This window comes from Brevibacterium sp. K11IcPPYGO002 (assembly GCF_050920635.1).
GTDB lineage: Bacteria > Actinomycetota > Actinomycetes > Actinomycetales > Brevibacteriaceae > Brevibacterium.
In genome coordinates, this window is the sequence record NZ_CP131929.1 from 820,862 (window position 1) to 843,698 (window position 22,837).

The 22,837-nt window shown below is 62.9% G+C and carries 17 protein-coding genes, 1 rRNA gene and 1 pseudogene; 15 read left to right on the plus strand and 4 right to left on the minus strand.

The annotated features are described in order from the left end of the window. The 8 genes from QYM46_RS03655 (at position 1) to QYM46_RS03690 (ending at position 8,217) form a co-directional block, all read left to right on the plus strand. Positions 1-792: an ABC transporter ATP-binding protein gene (locus tag QYM46_RS03655; protein WP_432790904.1), complete on the plus strand. Its 792-nt coding sequence runs from the start codon at positions 1-3 to the stop codon at positions 790-792. 168 nt (positions 793-960) lie between these two features. After that, positions 961-1,617 carry a TetR/AcrR family transcriptional regulator gene (locus QYM46_RS03660; RefSeq protein ID WP_432790905.1) on the plus strand — a complete coding sequence of 219 codons (657 nt, stop codon included), beginning with the start codon at positions 961-963 and terminating at the stop codon, positions 1,615-1,617. Next, entirely contained in the window at positions 1,614-1,973 is a 360-nt protein-coding gene (locus QYM46_RS03665; RefSeq protein WP_432790906.1) for an SMR family transporter, read from the plus strand. The genes QYM46_RS03660 and QYM46_RS03665 overlap by 4 nt, the downstream gene beginning before the upstream one ends. Further along, entirely contained in the window at positions 1,970-2,284 is a 315-nt protein-coding gene (locus QYM46_RS03670; protein WP_025779934.1) for a DMT family transporter, read from the plus strand. The genes QYM46_RS03665 and QYM46_RS03670 overlap by 4 nt, the downstream gene beginning before the upstream one ends. A gap of 175 nt (positions 2,285-2,459) precedes the next feature. Beyond that, on the plus strand, positions 2,460-2,591 hold the full coding sequence (locus QYM46_RS03675; RefSeq protein WP_269320690.1) for a hypothetical protein: 132 nt from the start codon (positions 2,460-2,462) through the stop codon (positions 2,589-2,591). A 183-nt stretch (positions 2,592-2,774) separates the two neighbouring features. Beyond that, a complete protein-coding gene (locus QYM46_RS03680; protein WP_432790907.1) occupies positions 2,775-5,012 on the plus strand; it encodes a BCCT family transporter in 2,238 nt (745 codons plus the stop codon). After that, the gene (gene betC / locus QYM46_RS03685; RefSeq protein WP_432790908.1) at positions 5,009-6,598 is read left to right on the plus strand and encodes a choline-sulfatase; all 1,590 of its coding nucleotides are present in this window, start codon (positions 5,009-5,011) and stop codon (positions 6,596-6,598) included. The genes QYM46_RS03680 and betC overlap by 4 nt, the downstream gene beginning before the upstream one ends. Positions 6,599-6,816: 218 nt before the next feature. Continuing rightward, complete coding sequence (locus QYM46_RS03690; RefSeq protein WP_432790909.1) at positions 6,817-8,217, plus strand: TIGR01777 family oxidoreductase; 1,401 nt, start codon at positions 6,817-6,819, stop codon at positions 8,215-8,217. A 78-nt stretch (positions 8,218-8,295) separates the two neighbouring features. Here the strand turns inward: QYM46_RS03690 and QYM46_RS03695 are convergent, their stop codons facing one another. After that, on the minus strand, positions 8,296-9,525 hold the full coding sequence (locus QYM46_RS03695) for a cobalamin-independent methionine synthase II family protein (protein WP_432791712.1): 1,230 nt from the start codon (positions 9,523-9,525) through the stop codon (positions 8,296-8,298). A gap of 245 nt (positions 9,526-9,770) precedes the next feature. Here QYM46_RS03695 and QYM46_RS03700 point away from each other — a divergent pair, with 245 nt between their 5' ends. From QYM46_RS03700 to QYM46_RS03710, 3 genes are read left to right on the plus strand one after another with little or no spacing between them, the layout of a single operon-like run. Continuing rightward, entirely contained in the window at positions 9,771-10,589 is an 819-nt protein-coding gene (locus QYM46_RS03700; RefSeq protein ID WP_432790910.1) for a hypothetical protein, read from the plus strand. A 27-nt stretch (positions 10,590-10,616) separates the two neighbouring features. Beyond that, positions 10,617-11,534 (plus strand): hypothetical protein, encoded by a 918-nt coding sequence (locus QYM46_RS03705; RefSeq protein ID WP_432790911.1) that lies wholly within the window; start codon positions 10,617-10,619, stop codon positions 11,532-11,534. 48 nt (positions 11,535-11,582) lie between these two features. Then, on the plus strand, positions 11,583-12,080 hold the full coding sequence (locus QYM46_RS03710) for a hypothetical protein (RefSeq protein ID WP_432790912.1): 498 nt from the start codon (positions 11,583-11,585) through the stop codon (positions 12,078-12,080). 178 nt (positions 12,081-12,258) lie between these two features. On the opposite strand, the gene purL is transcribed toward QYM46_RS03710, so the two are convergent. Then, positions 12,259-14,643: a phosphoribosylformylglycinamidine synthase subunit PurL gene (gene purL / locus QYM46_RS03715; protein ID WP_432790913.1), complete on the minus strand. Its 2,385-nt coding sequence runs from the start codon at positions 14,641-14,643 to the stop codon at positions 12,259-12,261. 162 nt (positions 14,644-14,805) lie between these two features. On the opposite strand from purL, the gene QYM46_RS03720 reads away from it, so the two are divergent. Continuing rightward, complete coding sequence (locus tag QYM46_RS03720) at positions 14,806-15,717, plus strand: rhodanese-related sulfurtransferase (protein WP_432790914.1); 912 nt, start codon at positions 14,806-14,808, stop codon at positions 15,715-15,717. A gap of 15 nt (positions 15,718-15,732) precedes the next feature. Here QYM46_RS03720 and QYM46_RS03725 read toward each other — a convergent pair whose 3' ends face one another. Then, positions 15,733-16,749, minus strand: a complete 1,017-nt coding sequence (locus tag QYM46_RS03725) for an epimerase (RefSeq protein WP_432790915.1) — start codon at positions 16,747-16,749, stop codon at positions 15,733-15,735. A gap of 216 nt (positions 16,750-16,965) precedes the next feature. Then, positions 16,966-18,553 (minus strand): annotated as a pseudogene (locus QYM46_RS03730) (IS1634 family transposase). A 439-nt stretch (positions 18,554-18,992) separates the two neighbouring features. Between QYM46_RS03730 and QYM46_RS03735 the strand changes: the two are divergent. The 3 genes from QYM46_RS03735 to QYM46_RS03745 all read left to right on the plus strand — a co-directional run bounded on the left by QYM46_RS03735 (position 18,993) and on the right by QYM46_RS03745 (position 22,475). Further along, positions 18,993-19,286, plus strand: a complete 294-nt coding sequence (locus QYM46_RS03735) for a helix-turn-helix domain-containing protein (RefSeq protein ID WP_169251377.1) — start codon at positions 18,993-18,995, stop codon at positions 19,284-19,286. Beyond that, positions 19,283-20,524: a type II toxin-antitoxin system HipA family toxin gene (locus QYM46_RS03740; protein ID WP_432790916.1), complete on the plus strand. Its 1,242-nt coding sequence runs from the start codon at positions 19,283-19,285 to the stop codon at positions 20,522-20,524. The genes QYM46_RS03735 and QYM46_RS03740 overlap by 4 nt, the downstream gene beginning before the upstream one ends. Positions 20,525-20,946: 422 nt before the next feature. Beyond that, a 16S ribosomal RNA gene (locus QYM46_RS03745) occupies positions 20,947-22,475 on the plus strand. The last annotated feature ends 362 nt before the right edge of the window (positions 22,476-22,837 follow it).

The window sequence follows — 22,837 nt, forward strand, 5'->3', positions numbered from 1 at the left end:
ATGCTCACGATCGACAACATCTCCAAGACCTTCTTCCCCGGCACCGTCAACGAACGCAAGGCACTGCAAGGGCTTTCGCTCGAACTCGACGAATCCGACTTCGTCACCGTCATCGGCTCCAACGGTGCCGGAAAATCGACGCTGCTCAACACCATTTCCGGCCGTCTGCCCATCGACTCCGGATCGATCGCCATCGACGGCGCCGAGGTCTCGCGGATGCCCGAATACAAACGAGCGGGATACCTGGGCCGAGTCTTCCAGGATCCGATGGCCGGAACCGCTCCGGACCTCACGATCGAACAGAACCTCTCCCTTGCGCTCAAACGCGGAAAGCCGCGCGGGCTGGGGCGGGGGACCACCTCGGAACGGCGCGAACACTTCAAAGAGGAGCTGGCGACTCTCGAACTCGGCCTCGAGAACCGGCTGAAGACGAAGGTCGGACTGCTCTCCGGCGGACAGCGGCAGGCACTGAGCCTGCTCATGGCCGGATTCACCCAGCCGCGGATCCTGCTGCTCGACGAGCACACCGCCGCTCTCGACCCGCAGCGTGCTGCACTGGTGTCGACCCTGACGAAGAAGATCGTCGAGGCGGACGGGCTGACCACCCTCATGGTCACCCACAATATGGAGCAGGCGATCGCGCTGGGCAACCGGCTGATCATGATGCACGAGGGGCGGATCATCTACCAGGCTTCGGCCGAGGAGAAGAAGGACCTGACCGTCGAGACCCTGCTCGGCGAATTCTCGAAACTCAAGGGAGCGACGCTCGGCGACCGGGCACTGCTGAACTGAGCCGAGACTCGATAGCCGCTGAAGCGCATGGGCGACGAGCTCGCTGGAGAGCAGCCGCGCGCATGACGCCCAGTCGAGGCACATAAGAGGGTGGTTCACACCGCGTGGTGTGGACCACCCTCTCTTCCGCACTGGCGAACTTTACCAACCGGTTGGTAAAGTTGAGGCATGGCGAATGATGGACGGACGCGGATTCTTCACGCGGCGAAGGCTCTGGCCGAATCGCACGATTCGGTGCAGGGTGTGACGATCTCGCTCGAATCGGTCGCGCAGCAGGCGGGACTGACGAAACCGGGCCTGATGTATCACTTCCCGTCCAAGGAAGCGCTCATGCTCGGGCTCGTCGACCATGCCGCGAAGGACTGGGCGCAGCGGCTGCGCGAGCACACCGGACATTCGAGTCAGGAACTGACGAGCTTCGAACGGCACCGGGCCTACGTCACCGTGGCCACCACCGCCGAGGTCTCGCGCGCCGACTACTGGATCTTCTCCGATGCGCTCTACCACCCGAAGCTGTCGCGTGCGTGGAGCGAGCATCTCGGTCCGTGGTTCGACACCGCCGGGCTCGAAGATCGTGCGGTGTCACTGCTCACCGCCGCCCGGTTCTGTGCCGACGGCGCATGGATGTCCGAAGCCACCGGAGTGTTCCCCTCCACCGATATCGCGGCCGTGCGCACGCACGCGCTCGCGCTCATCGACGCCGCTGCGGCAGCCATCGATGCCGCTGCGGGAGTCGCTGCGGGAACGTCCGACGATGCCGCAGCGGCAACCATCGATGCAGCTGTGGGAACGTCCGGCGATGCTGAAACGGAGGTGACCGGATGAACTCGACACGTCTGCTGCTGCTCGTCACCGCCATACTCGCCGAGGTGGCCGCCACCCTGATGCTGCGAGCCGCGGTCGCCGATCCGGTGTGGATTCCCGGGGTCGTCGTCCTCTACGCCGCGGCCTTCTTCATCCTCGGCCTCACCCAGCGGCTGGGCATGCCGCTCGGTGCCGTGTACGCGACCTGGTCGGCCAGCGGGGTCGCCCTCGTCGCCGTGCTCGGTGTCGTGCTCTTCGGTGAACTTCTGAGCGTCGGCGCCATCATCGGCATCGCCCTCATCATCATCGGCGTCATCCTCGTCGAATCCGGCACTCCCGAAGAATCCGCGACCGTGGAGACGGAGGTGACCGAATGAGCTGGATGTGGTTGGCCCTGTCGATCCTCAGCGAGGTCGCCGGCACCCTGTGCCTGCGTGCGAGCGCCGGACTGCAGCGCAGGATCTGGTTCATTCCCGTGGCCATCAGCTACACCGCGGCCTTCTTCTTCCTCGGCCGCACACTTGCCGAGGGCATGCCTCTCGGCGTCGCCTATGGTCTGTGGGCGGCCTGCGGAGTCGCGCTGGTCTGCCTGCTCTCCCGGGTCATCTGGAAGGATCCGCTCACGCGCAAGGCGCTGCTGGGCATCGGCTTCATCACCGTCGGAGTCATCCTCGTCGAAATCGGCTGACCCGGGACTGCCGAATCGACCGAGACTGCCGAATCGACCGGGACTGCCCGATTGACCGTTCCCGCGCGGGGCAGGTCCGAGCGGCTCAGCCCGGTGCATCCTCGGCGATGGCGGCGCCCATTCGTTGCTGAGAATTTATTGTGAAGCCTCACGCAAGCTGTTATCGTCCGAAGGCATGACCCCTCTCGGATTCGACGACCACCACCGCTGGGGTTGGTCGACCCCGAATCGAGAGCGCCCGAGCTGCGGCTTCGCCAATGATTCCTGGGAACCCGTGGCCGTCGGCTGGTGGGGCGGAGAGCCCTAGTCACTGATCGCCGATCCGCAGACCATCTGCCAGATCGACGACCGCCGGCCGGTCGCATCACCTGATTCCCGACTCTGACCCGATGTGCGTTCATGCCATCGGGCCCTGATGCGTTCGTCTTCGTGCGCGGCACCGATCGATCTCGGCAGTTTCCGCAACAATCGAAAGAGTGTGAACCGACACATGACAGATGACTCCAACCGCACCGACGAACACGATCCGGGCCCGGATCAGCGGTCCGATGCCACCACCGAGGCGGCTCGCCGTGCCTCACGTGAACGGATCATGGCCGATGCCCGCCGGATGGGGGCTGACGCCAAACGCGTCGGTCGTGAGACCGGGCGCAACCTCGGCCAATTCGACTACCGCCGCCCGCGCGGTCCCGTGAAGGCCGATCTCGAAGACACACACGGCCACTACCCGCACGACACCCACCCGATCCTCGTGCCCGGCATCGCCATCGACGAACAGCGGCGCCGGTACTCCCTCGACAAAGTGATCTTCGCGATCGCCGGAACCCTCACGGTCGCCTTCGTCATCTGGGGCATCGCCGATTCCGGCAGCGTCGCCTCGGTGGCGCAGGCCGCATTCGACTGGTCGACGATGAATGTGGGCTGGCTGTTCAACCTCGTCGCCCTCGTCATCCTCGTCGCCATGCTCATCCTCGCGTTCTCCCCGTACGGAAAGATCCCGCTCGGAAAGGACGGGGAGAAGGCCGAGTTCTCCACGTTCGCCTGGGTGGCGATGCTCTTCGCCGCGGGCATCGGCATCGGAGTCCTCTTCTTCGGCCCCTCCGAGCCGCTGACCTACTTCATCACTCCACCCCCGCTGACGAATGATCCGGAGTCGATCGAAGCACTCCACGGCGCGATGGCGCAGACCTACTACCACTGGGGATTCCACGCTTGGGCGATGTACGCCCTGGTGGGCGGTGCGATCGCCTACGCCGCCTACCGCCGCGGCAGGTCCCTGCTGCTGTCCTCGATCTTCGTCAGCCTCTTCGGCAAACGACAGTCGGAGGGCTTCGCCGGCAAACTCGTCGACATCTTCGCCATCGTCGCCACACTGTTCGGCACGGCCGCCGCGCTCGGCATCGCAGCCATGCAGATCGGCACCGGAGCGAGCATCGTCTCCGGTGCGGGACCGATGACGAACAATATGCTCGTCATCATCATCCTCGTCCTCACCCTCGGCTTCATCATCTCTGCGGTCTCGGGTGTCTCGAAGGGCATCCGCTACTTGTCGAGCATCAACATCGTGCTCACGATCGGCATCGTCGGCATCGTCCTCTTCCTCGGGCCGACCCTGTTCCTGCTCAACCTGCTGCCCTCGGCGCTCATGGAGTACCTCGGGTCGATGTTCGATCTCATGGGCAAGTCCCTGTCCTGGGGTTCCGAGACCCAGGAGTTCCAGTCGGTGTGGACCGTCTACTACTGGGCCTGGTGGATCTCCTGGTCGCCTTTCGTCGGCACCTTCATCGCCCGCATCTCGCGCGGGCGCAGCATCCGCCAGTTCCTCCTCGGCACGATCTTCATTCCCTCGACGCTGCTCTTCGTCGCCTACGGCGTCATGGGCGGGACTTCGATCTCGATGTACCGGGACGGTGCCGCCGGGTTCTCCGACAGCATGGCCGCCCCCGAGGTCTTCTTCGCACTCGTCGACAACCTGCCCTACGTCGAATGGCTGCCGTTCGTGGCGATCGTCGTGCTCGCGATCTTCTTCATCACCTCGGCTGACTCCGCTTCCGTGGTCATGGGCATGCTCGCCAGCCGCGGCGACCAGGAGCCGAAGAAGTGGGTGGTCGTGTTCTGGGGCCTGGTGATGTCGGGCATCTCCGTGGTGATGCTCCTGCTCGGCAACGCGAACGCGCTCGAGGGACTCCAGCAGCTCGTCATCGTCACGGCTGTGCCGTTCGCGGTCATCATGCTCTTCATCATCATCGCCTGGGTGAGGGAGCTGCGCACCGACCCGATGGCGCTGCGCCGGAAGTACGCGCAGAACGCCGTGGACAATGCGGTGGTCGCCGGTGCCGAATCCTACGGCGACGACTTCGCCCTGCAGGTCGTGCCCACCGAACCGGGAGACGGCGCGAACTGCGGCATCGACTCCGAACACGAGGACTACACCGACTGGTACCAGCGCACGGATGAGAACGGCGAACCCGTCGGATTCGACTACGAGACGGGGGAGTGGGCCGACGGATGGACTCCGGAAGACGGTACCGCCCCCGCCGAGGCGGACGCCGCCTCGACGACGGAAGCGACGGAAGGGAACGACGCCTCCACGACCGAGGCGGACTCCGTGGCCGCCTCGGCGACGGATGCGGACTCCGTGGCCGCCTCGGCGACGGAACCCGACCCGGATTCAGTGACCGATTCCGCAGCCGACCTCGGCTCCGACCGCAGAGAGGACCACTCATGACCACCCCGAACATCGTCGTCATCCAAGCCGATCAGATGGCCGCCCAGGCCCTGGGAGCCTACGGCGACGCCGCCGCGCTGACGCCGAACATGGACGCCCTGGCCGCCGATGGAGCCGTCTTCGACCGTGCGTACTGCAATACTCCGCTGTGCTCGCCGTCGCGGGCGTCGATGATGACCGGGCGGATGCCCTCGGAGATCGACTGCCTCGACAACGGCGATGACTTCGCAGCCTCGGTGCCGACCTTCGCCCACCGCCTGCGCAAGCTCGGCTACCACACGGCGCTGATCGGGCGGATGCACTTCATCGGCCCTGATCAGCACCACGGTTTCGAAGAGCGGCTGACCACGGACGTGTACCCGGCCGACCTCGATATGGTGCCCGACTGGAACCGTCCCCTGGAGCAGAAGCTGCAGTGGTATCACGAGGCCGACCCCGTGTTCACCGCCGGTGCGGCGACCGCGAACGTCCAGCAGGACTTCGACGACGAGGTGATCTTCAAGACCCTGCGTCACCTCAACGATCGCAAACGCGCGAACCAGGCCGCCGGGACCGATCAGCCGTTCCTGATGGTCACCTCGTTCATCCATCCCCACGACCCGTACGAGCCGCCGAAGGCCAACTGGGACCGATTCGCCGAGGTGGCCATCCCGGACCCAGCCCACCCCGAGGTTCCCGATCCGGCCGTGGACCCGCACAGCCACCGCCTGCGCACGATGTGCGGCTTCGACGAACGCGAACCGGGCACCGAGGATCTGCGGCGAGCGCGTCGGGCCTACTATGCGGCGGTCAACTACATCGACGACCACGTCGGGGCCATCCGGCGTCGGCTGGCCGAACTCGACCTCGCGGACAACACCGTCATCATCGTCACGAGCGACCACGGCGACATGCTGGGGGAGAAGGGGCTGTGGTTCAAGATGTCCCCGTACGAACAGTCCTCCCGGGTTCCGCTCATCATCAACGGTCCCGCCGAGGTGATCGCCCCGGGCCGGTATGCGAACCCGGTCAGCCTCGTCGACCTCGCGCCGACCCTGCTCGACATCGCCCAGGGTACGGGAGAAGTCGGGCCGGGATCGGTGGGTGCCGGCGATGCGAACTCCGGGGCCGCCTCGGCGATCGATGACGGTCTGAGCGGAACCTCGCTGCTCGAGTCCGCCCGGCGGGAGGCCGCGGGCAAGGTCGGACCCGAGGATCGCGACGTCGTCATCGAGTACTTCGCCGAAGGCACCTACCGGCCGCAGGTCACGCTGGTGCGTGGAGATCTCAAGCTCACCGTGTGCCCGGGCGACCCGGAGCTGCTCTTCGACCTGGCCGCCGACCCCGACGAGTTGGTCAATCGGGCCGAGGATCCGGCCTTTGCCAAGGCGCGTGAGTCGATGCGCGCCGAACTCGAGTCCCGCTACGATCTCGAGCATCTCGAGGAGCATGTGCTCGGTTCGCAGCGCAGCAGGCAGCTCGTCGCCGATGCGCTCCAAGTCGGCCGTGTCCGCCACTGGGACTTCGACCCGGAGCCGGAGCACGGCTACGTGCGCGGTGACTTCTGGTCGGCGTTCCGCTTCGGCAAGATCCCTGCCGCCGACTGACCGCGCTGCACCCGCGGGTTCGAAGTGTGAGCGCCCCGATCCAGATCACTGCGCTCACACTTCGAGCCCGCTGAAGCGGCTTTCGGGTCCCGCGGAAGCGTCTTTCGGGACCGCTGGGCGGGTGAGCCGCCTCGGCGAGAACAATTCACCTGGTCTTAGGTGAGTTGCGGGTCATATTCTCAGAAACCGGTGGCATCATTCGAGGTAGGAGGGATGCCATGACCATCTTTGAGTCGACATCTGAAGTTCCGCTCGGTGCGGAGACCACATTCGACTGGCATGCTCGGCCAGGAGCGCTGACCCGCCTCTCGCCTCATTGGGCCCAGGAGATCGTCGAAGAGAGCTATCCTCCGATCGCCCCGGGCTCGGTGGCGCAGGTGAGGACGAGCGTGCCCGGCACTTACGGGCTCGTGCGACGGCCGTTCAGCTCCGTGCATTCGGAGGGACCCTCGCGGTTCTCGTTCGTCGATGAGCTGAAGAAGGGCCCGCTGAGCCAGTGGAAGCACACGCACGAGTTCACCTCGGTCGCCGGCGGAACGAAGATCGATGACCACATCGAATTCTCCATGGCTCCCCAGGGCTTCGACGTCATCGACCGGGGCCTCACTCACTACCTCGAAGCCACTTTCGACGCCCGTCGCAAGCGGATGCTCATGGACATCGACTTCCTCGAATCCACGAACGCGCCCCTGCTGACGCGGAAGAAGGGCAAACACATCCTCATCGCCGGCGGAAGCGGAATGATCGGACGCCAGGTCGCCGCCCTGTTCTCCACCGCCGGACATTTCGTCCGACTGCTTGTCCGCGAGACCCCGAAGTTCGAATACGAGGTGCATTGGAACCCTGATCTGGGAATCCTCAATCCACGGGACCTCGCGTGGGCGGATGCGGTGGTCCACCTCGGCGGGCGATCCATCGCCACGCGGTTCACCAAGCACGCGAAGGACGAGATCTGGTCCTCCCGCATCGACTCGACGAGGCTGCTCGTCGAAACGATGCGCGGTCTGCCCGAGGAGAAGCGTCCGTCGGTCTTCGTCTGCGCCTCTGCGGTCGGCTATTACGGGGCGAAAGCCGACGAACCTGTCGACGAGACAGGGCCGGCCGGCGAGGGATTCCTCGCCGAGGTGTGCCAGAAGTGGGAGGAGACGGCGGCCGGAGTCGAGGACGCCGGAATCAGGCGCGTGTCGATCCGGACCGGAGTCGTCCTCAGTTCCTTGGGCGGTCTGCTCAAACTGCAGGCGCCGCTGTTCCTCGCCGGAGCCGGCGGTCGATTGGGCAGCGGGGAGCAGGCTCTGGCCTGGATCTCCCTCGACGACGTGGCACGCACGTATGTGCACGCCGTCCTCTACGACTATGTGCGGGGACCCGTGAACGCTGTCGCCCCGGATCTCGTTTCGCAGGCGGAATTCGCCGAGGCTCTCGCCGCCCACCTGCGCAGGCCCGCATGGATCCCGACGCCCGGTTTCATCACCGAGATCATGCTCGGCCGTGACGGGGCGAAGGAGCTCGCGCTGGCCGATCAGCGGGTGGTGCCGGAGAAGCTGGAGGAAACCGGCTACCAGTTCGCTCACCCGACGCTTGCCGATTGCTTCGACGAGGAGCTCGGCATCGGGGCGTGATGCAGAAGTCCCCTCCGCTCGGCAGACGAGCCTGACGGAGGGGACCGGTGTTACTGCTGTTGCTTCTGCGGCCGCAGATCAGAAGCGCTTCGAAGCGATCTCGGCACCTTCGGTCAGGGACTGCAACTTCGCGACGGCGATGTCCGGGTGGACTCGTCCGCCCAGGCCGCAGTCGGTGGAGGCGACGACGTTCTCGGGTCCGACGAGCTTGGCGAACCGGCCGATGCGTTCGGCGACGAGCTCGGGATGCTCGACGACGTTCGTCGAGTGGGAGACGATTCCGGGGATGATGTACTTGCCCTCGGGCAGCTTCTTCTCTTCCCAGATCCGCCATTCGTGTTCGTGGCGGACGTTCGCGGCTTCGAAGGTGATGCCGGCGGCGTTGATCGAGAGCACCTGGTCGACGATCTCGATGAACGGCAGGTCGGTGACGTGGGGCCCGTGCCAGGAACCCCAACAGGTGTGCACACGCACCTGCGCCGGGTCGATTCCGCGCAGCGCATGGTTGAGGGCGTCGATGCGCACCTGGATGAACGAGCGGTAGTCAGCGAACGACGGTTCCGGGTTGATCTGGTCGAAGTTCTCAGCCAGGGAGGGATCGTCGATCTGGACGGTCAGCCCCGCCTCGGTGATGGCGAGGTATTCCTCCCGGAGCACATCGGCCCATGCCCAGATGAACTCCTCATCGGACGAGTAGAACTCGTTGGCGATGCGGGAGGCCGAACCGGGGGAGAGCGCATTGATGTACCCGGCACGCTCGTCGTACCCGGCGGCAGCCAGACCGGCCTTGATGTTCGCGACGTCGCGGTTGACCTGGTCCTGACCGATGTAGCTGATCGGACCGGTGGCCTTCGGGAACTGCGGCTGCTGGCCGGTGTCGGTTCCGGCGTCGGCGTCGGAGTAGACGTTGGGGAACAGGTTGCGATCGCGGCGGTCGCCGAAGCTGGTGAGAACCGTCTTGCCGGGTTCGGAACGCACAGCCGGTGCATCCCACTTGTCGACATCATCGAGCTCGAGCCCGCCGGTGCGGGCGAATGAGTAGTGCCACCATGCTCCGTAATCGAAGTCCGCGGCCATGGCGTGACCGTATTCGCCGTCGTTCGGCAGTGAGATGCCCAGGTTCTTCTGCCGCTTGACGAGGTCGGTGACGCTGGCGGCCAGCAGCTCGTCGAATTCCTGCTCCTGTTCCTGCGTCACGGACTCGCCGGCCAGGCGGGCGGTGTTCTGCGCCTGCTTGGCCTTGTTGGCCTCGATGAGCTCGGGGGTGCGGGGTAAGGATCCCGCGTGGGATGTGCGAATCGTCGCCATGACTGGTTCCTCTTCCTTGAATGTGGTGTCGTTCTGCTGTGCTGCTGAGTCCCTGGCCGCGGAACGGCTGAGGCTCATCGTTCTCCTTCAGGCAATCACATTCGCAGTCGTGCATGTGCGGTCGGTGTCATCTTCGGTCACGTGTGCTGACGGGCCAGGCGGTTATGTCAGATGCCGCGGTACACGTGTCAGCATTGCTACTTCAGCGGACGTCGCAGTCCGCCGCGTGGTCCTAGAGTGAAACCATGAGTTCGATACAGCCGCAGACACCAGATGTGAGCCGGGCGCTGCCGCCCCAGCAGAATGCTGGTCAAATGGGCAGCCCCGGCAATTCCGTTGCGGCGGCTTCCCAGACCGAACAGTTCGCTCGGGTCATGCTCTGGTGTTCCCGGTGCCTGATCTGCCTCGCAGTTGCGCTCTACATCGTTCCACCGCTGATTTCTGTGGCCTTGACGGCGCTGGTCCCAGTGCTTGGAATGCTGAGTCCTTTGATCACAACAGGTCTGAGATCACTTCTTATCGTCGTTGGAGCCATGGCTCTGCTGCTCGTGCGCAACACCGTGTGGTTACGACGAGCTTCTGCTGTGTCCCTCTTCGTCGCAGTCTGGTGCGTTCCTTTGGTTGTCGTGCCGATTCTGTCGCCGCCCTACAGCCAGTCAGCGTCGCAGCCGCCCATGTCATTCCTACCGGACTTCATCCGCGTGCCGGCAGGTCTCACTCTGTTCTTCGGCGTGACTTATCTGGCGTGGAACATCATCCGCAATCGCCGGTGGTGGATTCTACTGCTCTCGTTCGTCTGGTCCGGCATCGTCGCTGTGGTTCAGCAGCTGACCTTCTTTGCGATGATGTCGTTCGGCACGTCTCCCTTGCTGATGACGGCCGTGGTGGTGACTGTGTCGTTGATACTCGTTCTGGGCGGATTCGGTGGATTCCACCTGCTGGGCCGGATCGGAGGGGCAACTGTACCCATCGACCGAGCAAACTCTGCGAGCTTTCACCGCAACGTGCCTGCCCGGCCGGTCGATACGCGTCCCGGTTATCTTCCCGGCTACCCGGGCGCGTGAACGGTCGCGGGTCAGTAGGCTGGAATCATGAGTTATGGGCAGAACGGGCAGCGTTGGACGAGTCCGAACCGGCCGACTCCACAGTCGGTGGCTCCTTACGAATCAGATCAGTATTCATATCCGCCGGTGCCACCGCGTCCTCCGGCACCATTCGATACGCAGGCCACGCCGGGGGCGTCAGTCATATCGAATACGGCAGGCTCCCGCCACCCCGGATGGCTCGCGCGGTCACTGTTCTGGGCGGCGCTGATCATCGGTGTGCTGCCCGGCCTGGTCTTGGCACCGTTGAGCATGTCCGGTAGTTCGAACGCCCCTGTCGTCTACAGTCTCTGGACAGTTCTCTCATCACTGCTGCGTCTCGTCATCGGTACCATCGCCATGCTGCTGGTGAAGAATGTGAGTTGGACGCGCCGGTTCATCGCCGCCGGAACCTACCTGTTCGGCTGCATCTGCCTTTTGGTGCTCACCCCGGTCGTGAGCTTCATCTTCAGCGTCGCTGGCACTGGAGCCGGCACAGATTCGGCGCTTCGCGCGAGTATTGCCCAGGTTGTAATCAGCGTCGTGTACCTCGCCGCTGTATTCTGCGCATGGAACATCGTCCGCCGCCGCAGGTGGTGGGTCCTCGTCGTCGGAATCGTCATCGCCGTGGTGATGAATGCGGGAAGCTACGTTGCTGGCCGGGGCCTGAACGCAAGCCCACTGGATAAGGCACTGTCGATGGTGATCGTCCAAGGTGCCTGGCTCATACTCCTTTTCATCATTCTCGGACTCTTCCACATGCTCGGCCTCCTGCCGGCTGGAACGGTGCCGATGCCAAGCCGGCCGGCTTCGACTCAGCAACAGGTTCACCCACAGCAGATCTACCCGCAAGCTGGTCATACGACACAGGCTCACCCGAATCAGTGGCCTCCTGGATCGGGCCAGCAGCCATTCCCACACCACTAGGTTCGAACAAAAGACACGGCAAACCCACGCGATTGAGCGAGGAACCTGATGCTGTTGTTCATCATCGCCGGTGAAGTACTGTTCTGGATCGTTCTGCTCGCCGGAGTAAGCGCGCGGTATCTGATGCACTGGAGAACGGTCTCGACAGTTCTCCTCGTATCCACCCCGCTCATCGACATCCTCATCGTCGGCCTGACATACATTGATCTGCACCGGGGATCGTCGTCGGACTTCAGTCACGGAATGGCTGCGTTCTACGTCGGCTTCTCCGTCGTCTTCGGTCCGGAGGCCATCGCCCGCGTCGACCGCCGATTCGCCCGTCGGCATAAGGACCCCAACGAAGTGGAACTGCCTGCCGTACCGACCCGCACCAGTCTCGGATACTGGCTGCGCTGCCTGACCGCCTCGACGATCACCATCGCACTGCTGGCCATCGGAATCGCGATCGCGGGCTTGGCTGATTCCTTCTGGCTGATCTATTGGACGATCGTCGCCGTCTTCACCGCTCTTGCCTGGGGCCTGATCGGACCGCTGCGTGACCGCTAGAGCCGCAGCAAGCGCCAAGGTGAGAAGGCTGCTTACTCGCTTTCGTGACCGTCACGCCCAGCAGGGCGATTTGGACACAGCGCGACAGCGAGACGGCCTCTCGGCCTCGAGAGGACCAACCGCAGCTGGTTTTGTCGAGGCCGAGAGGCCGTCCGGGAGTCAGTCTTCGCCGCCAGTGTCAGACGGCGGTTTCGGTCACCGCCGCAACGCTGCCGCCGAAGCGATCAGCCAGGGTACCCTCGTGGGCCTGGCCGAGTTCGTCGAGGCCGACCTGGAAGTGGTCGACGACCTCGAGCTCGGGAGCTCCGTCGCCGGCATCGGTCATGCCGATGCGCACGAACGGGAACCGGCGTGCCGTGCACATGTCCTTGAAGCGGACTTCTTCCGACCGCGGCACGGCGACGATCGCGCGCGCCGCCGATTCGGAGAACAGTGCGGTGAACACGTCGATGCCGTCACGCTCGCAGACCTCGTCGAGCCAGATCCGGGCGCCGGTGCCATAGCGCAGCGACGATTCGACGAGTGCCTGCGACAGTCCACCCTCGGACAGATCGTGCGCGGCATCGATCATGCCGTCGCGCGAGCAGTTGATGAGGATCTCGCCGAGTTCCTTCTCCGCCGCCGGCTTGTACTGCGGAGGAACACCGCCGAGGTGGCCCACCGTGACGTCGGCCCACGCCGAACCGTCGAGCTCCGCCTCGGTGGTGCCGAGCAGATAGATGGTCTGGCCCGGCTCCTGCCAGCCGCTCGGGGTGGCGCGGGTGACATCATCGAAGACACCGAGCACACCGACGACCGGAGTCGGGTGGATGGCCACTCCGCCGGTCTGGTTGTACAGGGACACGTTGCCGCCGGTGACCGGGATTCCCATGTCCTGGCAGGCGCCGGCGAGGCCTTCGACAGCCTGCGCGAACTGCCACATGATCTCCGGATCCTCGGGGGATCCGAAGTTCAGGCAGTCGGTGACCGCACGCGGAATGGCACCGGAGGTCGAGACGTTGCGGTAGGCCTCGGCCAGAGCCAGCTGGGCACCGCGCGCCGGGTCGAGGAAGCTGTAGCGGCCGTTGGCATCGGTGGCGATGGCCACGCCGAGACCGGACTCCTCATCGACGCGGACGACACCGGCATCATCCGGGTAGGCCAGTGCGGTATTGCCCTGAACGTACTTGTCGTACTGCGAGGTGATCCACGACTTCGAGGCGAGGTTCGGCGACCCCGCGAGCTGCAGCATCGTCGACCGCAGCTCATCATCGGACTGGGGCTTCGCCAAACCAGCGGCCTCAACGGTGTTCGCCGCCACCTCGGCGCTCCATGACGGTTCGGTGAACGGACGGTTGTACACGGGGCCGTCGTGAGCGACAGAGCGCGGGGGCACATCGACGATGACGTCGCCGTGCCATTCGATGATGAGACGATCGGAGTCGGTGACCTCGCCGAGCACGGAGGTCTCGACCTCCCATTTGCCGACGATCTGCAAGAACTCCTCGAGGCGGTCCGGACGGACGACAGCCATCATCCGCTCCTGCGACTCCGACATGAGGATCTCTTCAGGGGTCAGCGTCTCATCGCGCAGCAGCACGTCATCGAGGGCGATGTGCATACCGCCGTCGCCGTTGGACGCCAGTTCCGAGGTCGCACAGGAGATTCCCGCGGCGCCGAGGTCCTGAATGCCTTCGACGACACCGGCGTGGAAGAGCTCGAGGCAGCATTCGATGAGCACCTTCTCAGCGAACGGATCGCCGACCTGCACGGCTGGACGCTTCGACGGCTTCGAATCGTCGAAGGACTCTGAAGCGAGGATCGAAGCACCGCCGATGCCGTCGCCACCGGTGCGCGCACCGAAGAGCACGACCTTGTTGCCCAGTCCCGACGCGTTGGCCAAACGGATGTCCTCGTGCCGCATCACACCCACAGCCAGGGCGTTGACCAGCGGATTTCCCTGATAGACGGAATCGAAGACGGTCTCGCCGCCGATGTTCGGCAGGCCCAGGGAATTGCCGTAGTTGCTGATGCCGGCGACCACGCCGTGGACGACACGGGCGGTGTCCGGATGGTCGATGGCTCCGAACCGCAGCTGATCCATCACGGCGACCGGGCGCGCACCCATGGAGATGATGTCGCGGACGATGCCGCCGACTCCGGTGGCCGCACCCTGGTGGGGTTCGACGTAGCTGGGGTGGTTATGGGATTCGACCTTGAAGGTCACCGCCCAGCCGTTCCCGATGTCGACGACGCCGGCGTTCTCGCCGATGCCCACGAGCAGGTGCTTCTTCATGTCCTCGGTGACCTTGTCACCGAACTTGGACAGGTGGACCTTCGAAGACTTGTACGAGCAGTGCTCGGACCACATCACCGAATACATGGCCAATTCCGCCGAGGTGGGGCGACGTCCGAGGATCGCCTTGATCTTCTCGTATTCGTCGGCCGTGAGACCGAGATCGGCGAAAGGCTGCTCGACGTCGGGGTTCGCCGCTGCGAACTCGACCGTCTCCTTGACCTTCTTCGATGCATTCTGCGGGGAATCGACCTGCGTGGAATCCGCAGAGCTGAGGTTAGACGTCATGTCCTCTTCGGGGCCCTTTCATACGACACGGCACTCACGGCCAATCTTAGCCGTGTCCCCACCGCAAGGGCGAAGCGCGTCCACGGCAGGGCCGCCTCGGGGAAGGGATGGGCCGTTCCCGGCTGGGAATCGGACGGTCGCACGCCACTTAGAATGGGAACCATGGCAACTCCCAAGATCGTCCTGTTCTATGTCTTCACCCCGCTGCCCGACCCCGAAGCGGTCAAGCTGTGGCAGCACACCCTGGCCGAGGGTCTCGGTCTCAAAGGGCGGATCATCGTATCGAAGGATGGAATCAACGCCACGGTCGGAGGGGACGTCTTCGACGTGAAGCAGTACGTGCGGGCGACGAAGTCCTACGCGCCATTCAAGGGAGCAGACATCAAATGGTCGAACGGTCAGGGCGATGACTTCCCACGCCTGAGCGTGAAGGTCCGCGACGAACTCGTCACCTTCGGCACCCCGGACGAGATCACCGTGACAGACGACGGAGTCCAAGGCGGCGGCCAACATCTCAAACCCGGAGCCCTGCACAAACTCCTCGACGAACGCGGCGAGGAGGTCGTCTTCTTCGACGGGCGCAACGCGATGGAGGCGCAGATCGGGAAGTTCCGGGACGCGATCGTGCCCGACACGGACACCACGCGTGACTTCATCGCCGAGATCGAATCCGGCAAATACGACGACCTCAAGGACAAGCCCGTCGTCACCTACTGCACCGGCGGAATCCGCTGCGAGGTCCTGTCCGTGCTCATGAAGAACCGCGGATTCGAGGAGGTCTATCAGCTCGACGGCGGCATCGTCCGCTACGGCGAGACCTTCGGCAGCTCCGGCTACTGGGACGGCTCGCTCTACGTCTTCGACAAGCGCATGCACGTCGAGTTCGGGGACAATGTCGAATCCATCGGGCACTGTGTGTCCTGCGACAAGAAGACCCCGGAGTTCGTCAACTGTGCGAACCTCGAGTGCCGCAGGCAGTACCTGCGGTGCATCGATTGCACGGACAAGGGCCTGCAACCATACTGCGCCGACTGCGTCGAGCAGGGAATCCCCACCGAGGCGGCCGCCGGCTGAGCGTGTGACCTCGCTTCAGCGCAGCAGGTTCTTCGTCGCCGCATCGATGTCGGTCCACCTGAAGTCGAACCCGGCCGCTTCGAGTCGTGTCGGCAGCACCCACCGACTCTTGAGCACGAGTTCCGACTCCTGACGCAGGACGGTCATCCCGATCTCGAGCAGCCACCTGGGTGCAGGAATCCCCACGGGCATGCGCACTGCTGTGCGCAGCGCTTTCATCAGTGAGCGATTGTCCGCGACCTGTGGGTTCGAGACGTTGATCGGCCCGCTGAGCTCGTCATGTTCGTCGATGAACCGGATCGCCCGGAGCACATCGTCGATGTGGACCCAGCTGAACCGCTGTCGTCCGTGAGTCGGCGGATGCCCCCGCCAGACGGTCGGCCCGGAAGCGTCCGGGCCGATCCCGCGATAGCGCCGGTGCGGGAACCAGCGACCTTCATACTGGGCACCGCCTGCACCGGATCTGGCCGCTGTGGCCAACATGTTCAAAGCCGCTCCGTCACCGAGCACGATCGCCATTCGCAACGCGACTCGTCTGGTCGCGGGCAGGTCCCCGGCGAAGAACTCCTTCTCCCAGGCTTTGGCGATGTCGACCGAGAACCCTTCGCCGATGTCACCGTCGTCCTCGGTCTGCGGACGGTCCATCGCATGACGGTAGATGGTCGCCGTGCTCGAGTTGATCCACAGGCGCGGCGGCGCCGAGGCGGCCGCCACGGCCGTATTGAGAGTGCGGGTCGTATCGACGCGGGAGTCCCAGATGACCTGGCGGTTGGCATCCGTATACCGGCACCCGACGCTGCGACCGGCGAGGTTGATGAGCAGATCGGCGCCGTCGACGAGCTCGGCGATTCGGTCGGGACGATCCCAGGTGGCGTCGGCCGAGGCGGGGGAGCGGCCGATCGTCCGTGTTGCATACCCCCACGTGGTGAGTGCATTCAGCAGCTCGCCGCCGATGAATCCCGATGCACCGGCGATGACGGCGATCGGAGCCTGGGCGTTCGGCAGTGATGTGTCTGCGGGTTCGATGCTCATACTCAGGACGCTAACACCCCGCGAATCCAATAGCGTGTTTGTTTGAACAAGTTGTGATGCCAGAGTGTGTTGCCCGTGCTTGTTGCTACCTGATGGGGGCCGGGCTACCTGGCGCGGGGTTGCTGCGCCCCCGCCAGGTAGCAAATGGCCTCGTCCGACTCTGAGCGGGAGTCGGGCGAGGCCATTCGTGTATTCTCCGGCCTGAGTTCCACAATTTTAGTGCCCCGAAAATCGGTCCGGCAGTAGCTCAGCCGCGATTTCTCTCGCTTCACCAGTGACCTCAGGGTCGAAGGTGATGTCTTGGCCACCCACTCGGCCGGTGAACTCCCGCAACGGCCGCAAACTCGTGATGACCTTCTTCAACGACATCCCAGTCGCGTCCTGCATGAACCTCGATACGGCCAAATGCTGTGAACACGACAGTCAAGTGCGCCTCGATGGCATCCCTCTTCCGGTGAAAGATCGGCCTAGCCCTCAAGTCGGTCTTCGACATCCGGAAAGACTGCTCGACGTGCAACAGGTCGTGATAGCTGCCGATGACCTCGGTCGCAGGCATGGTCCCGGCGGGAATGTTCGTGACATAGCCTTTGAATCCAGTCAGCTTCATCGCCCGCTCGTAAGCCTTCTCATCGAAGGCTTTCTCCTCGTCCGTGACCTTCACGAACCGGGCCTTCTTCGCCGGCTTCTCCCCGTCGATGATCGCCAATGCCCGGTTGCGCTGCAGGTTCAGAGTCTGCTCATCACGCATCGCCCGTTTACGCCGGTACTGCCACACCACCCGCCACGCGTCCGGATGTTCCTGAGCCGACCAGACGAGTTCGCGTCTGACCTTCACCCGATCCGGGTCGAGTCGCTTCACACCTTTCGGGGTGATCGTGTCGATGATCTGCCCATCCTCGGTGTACTCACCGTTCCACCGAAAATGGGTAGCCAGATCGTGTGGAGCTTTCGTCTGCCTCGACCCGACAATGAACCGCAGCCCGGCATCATCGAGTTCCTTGAGATTCTTCGCCGACAACATGCCCGCATCAGCGGCGACGACCATGTCTGTGACACCGTGGCGTTCTTGGAAGGCTTTGATCACGGGAATGATCGTGTGAGTCTCTGCCTTCGCCCCTTCGAAACACCCGATCTCTAACGGGAACCCTGTCCGATCGACGAGGAGTCCGACGACGATCTGCGGGTCGACGCGACGTTCTTTCGAGTACCCGACCTGGCGCAGCGCGTCTTCCTTCTCAGCCTCGAAATATAAGGTCGTCACGTCATAAAGGAGCAGACTGATGCCGGTGGTGGCGACACTGTGGGCGAAGCACTTCTCTGCGATGTTCCCGCGGTAGTCGCGTTCGTTGGCCCGGATGAGGCAGTTGAGGAACGTGTTGTGATGCGGTGGCTCGATACCAAGCTCGGCAAGGACACGGAGACTGTCTGCCTTCGAGGTAGGTTCGACCAATCGTGCCAGCACGAGTTGGAAGAAGGCGTTGTCATCGATCACGTCAGCGAAACCGAGTCTCTTCCACGACGCGGTGATGGCGTCGATGAGGACAGATGACCGTGAGCCCACAACGGTTCGCGCTCGTGGCGGTGCAGCAGTATCGGCAGGTAAACCCAATTCGAGCTCGAGTTGTTCGGCTGCCCCATAGTCGGCGAGCTTCTCGTCGCCGGCAGCGAGCAAGGCTGTCAGTTCTGCCTCGGTGTGAGCGGACCCGAGGTGCTCAAGGACGGTGACTTTCCCACGGTGTTTGCGCACAATCTGCACGGCTGTGGCCCCAGAAGCAGTGGTGACTTTCCGTAGACGAGGCGACATAACCCCATGGTAGACAGCCGATTAGTGCCCCACCAACACAATCCCCAACCTTGTGACCAGCACAAATACGGACTGACTTGCGAAATCAGCGCCGAGTTGTGGAAGTCAGGTGTATTCACGATGAGGTGTGTTGCCCGTGCTTGTTGCTACCTGATGGGGGCCGGGCTACCTGGCGCGGGGTTGCTGCGCCCCCGCCAGGTAGCAAATGGCCTCGTCCGACTCTGAGCGGGAGTCGGGCGAGGCCATTCGTGTATTCTCCGGCCCGGTCGCCGTCGACTATGAGCGGTGTTCTTACTGACGCGCAGAGATTGTGTGGAGTCGACCCGGACAGGAGCCGGCCACCGATTCGCTCGAAATGGGCATTGCCGGTGGATCTAATGACGCGTATTCTAGTCGTTAATAGATTATGTGGTGAGTATTGCACTCATAAGGAGCCCAAATGAGCGTCACTCGACAAGTGGATCGCCGCCTCAGCGAGATCGGATCCTCGATTCGTCGGTGGCGACTCATGCAATCGCTCAAGGCAGTCGAAGTCGCAGAGCGGGCCGGCATCTCTCGATCGACGCTCCAGAAAGTCGAACGTGGTGACGCAGGCGTATCAATCGGGGCAGTGATGTCGGTTATGCAGGCACTGGGGCAGCTCGACCATGTGTCCGCCGCATTTGATCCTCTGAGCACCGATGTCGGCAGATTACGTTCCGCTGAAACACTTCCAAACAGGGTCCGTCGATGAGTGAGCAGATCCGGGTTGAGATGGACCATGGCGGAACGGCGGTATTCGTCGGCACCGCGTACTTCCACATCGCACGGGGGCAGATCTCGACGACGTTCAAATATTCGGATGAGTACGCGAGGACTCGATGGGCCTATTCCATCGACCCTGAGCTCCCGCTGTCGACAGCCCCATTCAGCGTACCTGGTCTGCCGGGAGCATTCGCCGACTGCTCTCCTGACCGGTGGGGTCGTAACCTCGTTGCGAAGGAGCATCGGCGGCAGGTCGCCGACGGCGTCGTGCGAGACCGCCGTCTGACAGACATCGACTTCCTGCTCGGAGTCAGCGACCGCACCCGGCAAGGGGCTCTGCGATTTCGTCGTGCGGCTGGAGAAGATTTCCTCAGCCCGACGAACCGTGTACCGAAACTGCTCTCCTTGCCCGAGCTGCAGCGGGCTGCCGATGGGGCCGCAGAAGGGTCGGGCACGGCTGTGAAGCGCCTTCTTGACGCTGGGACAGGATCTCTGGGAGGGGCGCGGCCCAAAGCATCTGTGGCGGACGATGAGGGGCGACTGTTGATCGCGAAGTTCTCCCGGCCCGGAGACGATCGAGACGTCATCGCATGGGAGAGTCTGGCACTCGAGCTCGCCCGTAGGGCCGGAATCGACACTTCTGAATCTCGGTTGCTGAGCGTCGACGAGAGATCCGTGCTTCTTCTGCAGAGGTTCGATCGTACGGCCGACCGTCGGATCGGATATATGAGTGCGATGACAGCAACCGGGCGTCGGGACGGAGAAGCCGGTGACTATCTCGATATCGTCGAAGCTATCGAAGACCACAGCCGGAGCTGGCGCAGCGACTGTGCGGAACTGTTTCGCCGAGTGGCATTCTCGGTTGCTTTGCACAATACGGACGATCATTTGCGTAACCATGGCTTCATACGGGCGGACGCGGGATGGCAGCTGAGCCCGGCTTTCGACATCAACCCGGAACCGGAGCCCGCGGTCGAACGGCAGACCGCGATCAATGGCGTCGTGTCCGCGGAGGTTGAAGCAGAGGCGCTGCTCGATTTCGCCTCTCTCTGCCATCTGACGAAGCCGACTGCTGTGTCAGTGCTCAATGAGGTCGTGAGCGCAGTCCAAGGGTGGAGATCGCAGGCGGTCGAACGCGGGATCCGACGGGCAGAGATCACCGAGATGGGTGCCGTCATCGACGTGCAGCTCGCACGCTTGCGCAAAGCTATACGCCTGGGCAGCTGAATCGCGCGGCATTCGGGCTCGTTTGGTGCAGGGACTGATGTGCAGCCGGCCGCTCTGCAAGTGGCATCGCTGAGCACTGCAGACCGTGTGGTGGGTGTCACGTGGAGAAAGTCGGTTTTGGATTTGCACGTCGCCTCTGGGGTGGTCTAGAGTTATATCTTGTGGTGTGGTGATGGGTGTGTGTTTGTGGTTTGAGAATCCAATAGCGTGTTTGTTTGAACAAGTTGTGATGCCAGAACAATTTATTTTCTGGTAAGACAATCACCTGGCCAAACATTGGTTCGCCCCTGGTGGGTGGTTCTTCGCCGAACCATCTGCTGTGTGGGGTGGATGGTGTGTTTGGTCAGTAATTTTATGGGTCAACCTTCTCACCCCGTGAGGGGTTGGCTGTCTTGCTGGGATTCATTCGTGACATAAAGTTTTTTATGGAGAGTTTGATCCTGGCTCAGGACGAACGCTGGCTGCGTGCTTAACACATGCAAGTCGAACGCTGAAGCCGACAGCTTGCTGTTGGTGGATGAGTGGCGAACGGGTGAGTAACACGTGAGTAACCTGCCCCTGATTTCGGGATAAGCCTGGGAAACTGGGTCTAATACCGGATACGACCTACCCTCGCATGAGGGTTGGTGGAAAGTTTTTCGATCGGGGATGGGCTCGCGGCCTATCAGCTTGTTGGTGGGGTAATGGCCTACCAAGGCGACGACGGGTAGCCGGCCTGAGAGGGCGACCGGCCACACTGGGACTGAGACACGGCCCAGACTCCTACGGGAGGCAGCAGTGGGGAATATTGCACAATGGGGGAAACCCTGATGCAGCGACGCAGCGTGCGGGATGACGGCCTTCGGGTTGTAAACCGCTTTCAGCAGGGAAGAAGCCGTAAGGTGACGGTACCTGCAGAAGAAGTACCGGCTAACTACGTGCCAGCAGCCGCGGTAATACGTAGGGTACGAGCGTTGTCCGGAATTATTGGGCGTAAAGAGCTCGTAGGTGGTTGGTCACGTCTGCTGTGGAAACGCAACGCTTAACGTTGCGCGTGCAGTGGGTACGGGCTGACTAGAGTGCAGTAGGGGAGTCTGGAATTCCTGGTGTAGCGGTGAAATGCGCAGATATCAGGAGGAACACCGGTGGCGAAGGCGGGACTCTGGGCTGTAACTGACACTGAGGAGCGAAAGCATGGGGAGCGAACAGGATTAGATACCCTGGTAGTCCATGCCGTAAACGTTGGGCACTAGGTGTGGGGGACATTCCACGTTCTCCGCGCCGTAGCTAACGCATTAAGTGCCCCGCCTGGGGAGTACGGTCGCAAGGCTAAAACTCAAAGGAATTGACGGGGGCCCGCACAAGCGGCGGAGCATGCGGATTAATTCGATGCAACGCGAAGAACCTTACCAAGGCTTGACATACACTGGACCGTTCTGGAAACAGTTCTTCTCTTTGGAGCTGGTGTACAGGTGGTGCATGGTTGTCGTCAGCTCGTGTCGTGAGATGTTGGGTTAAGTCCCGCAACGAGCGCAACCCTCGTTCTATGTTGCCAGCACGTGATGGTGGGAACTCATAGGAGACTGCCGGGGTCAACTCGGAGGAAGGTGGGGATGACGTCAAATCATCATGCCCTTTATGTCTTGGGCTTCACGCATGCTACAATGGCTGGTACAGAGAGAGGCGAACCCGTGAGGGTGAGCGAATCCCTTAAAGCCAGTCTCAGTTCGGATCGTAGTCTGCAATTCGACTACGTGAAGTCGGAGTCGCTAGTAATCGCAGATCAGCAACGCTGCGGTGAATACGTTCCCGGGCCTTGTACACACCGCCCGTCAAGTCACGAAAGTCGGTAACACCCGAAGCCGGTGTCCCAACCCCTTGTGGGAGGGGGCCGTCTAAGGTGGGACTGGTGATTGGGACTAAGTCGTAACAAGGTAGCCGTACCGGAAGGTGCGGCTGGATCACCTCCTTTCTAAGGAGCACACATCAGAACCCCAACAACAGAAACCGTCCGTGTTTCTGGTTGGGAGCTCAAGGGTGGAACATCACTTCTTTCGCTCATCCAACCAGCGTGGTGTGGCCTGTGTGCCATGACGACGGTGGTGATCGGGTGGGCTAGGACGAACACGTTATTGGGTCCTGGAATCACAAACCCCGCACAGTGTGTGTGGGTGTGGTTTCAACCAACAGGACCAACCCGACGGCCAGGCAGCAGCGAAATGGTGCTGTGTGGTGGCCGGTGTTTGGTAGTGGTTTGAGAATCGTATAGTGGACGCGAGCATCAAACAACACGAAAGTGTTGTTTATGTAATGTGATTTTTCTTGTCATCATCT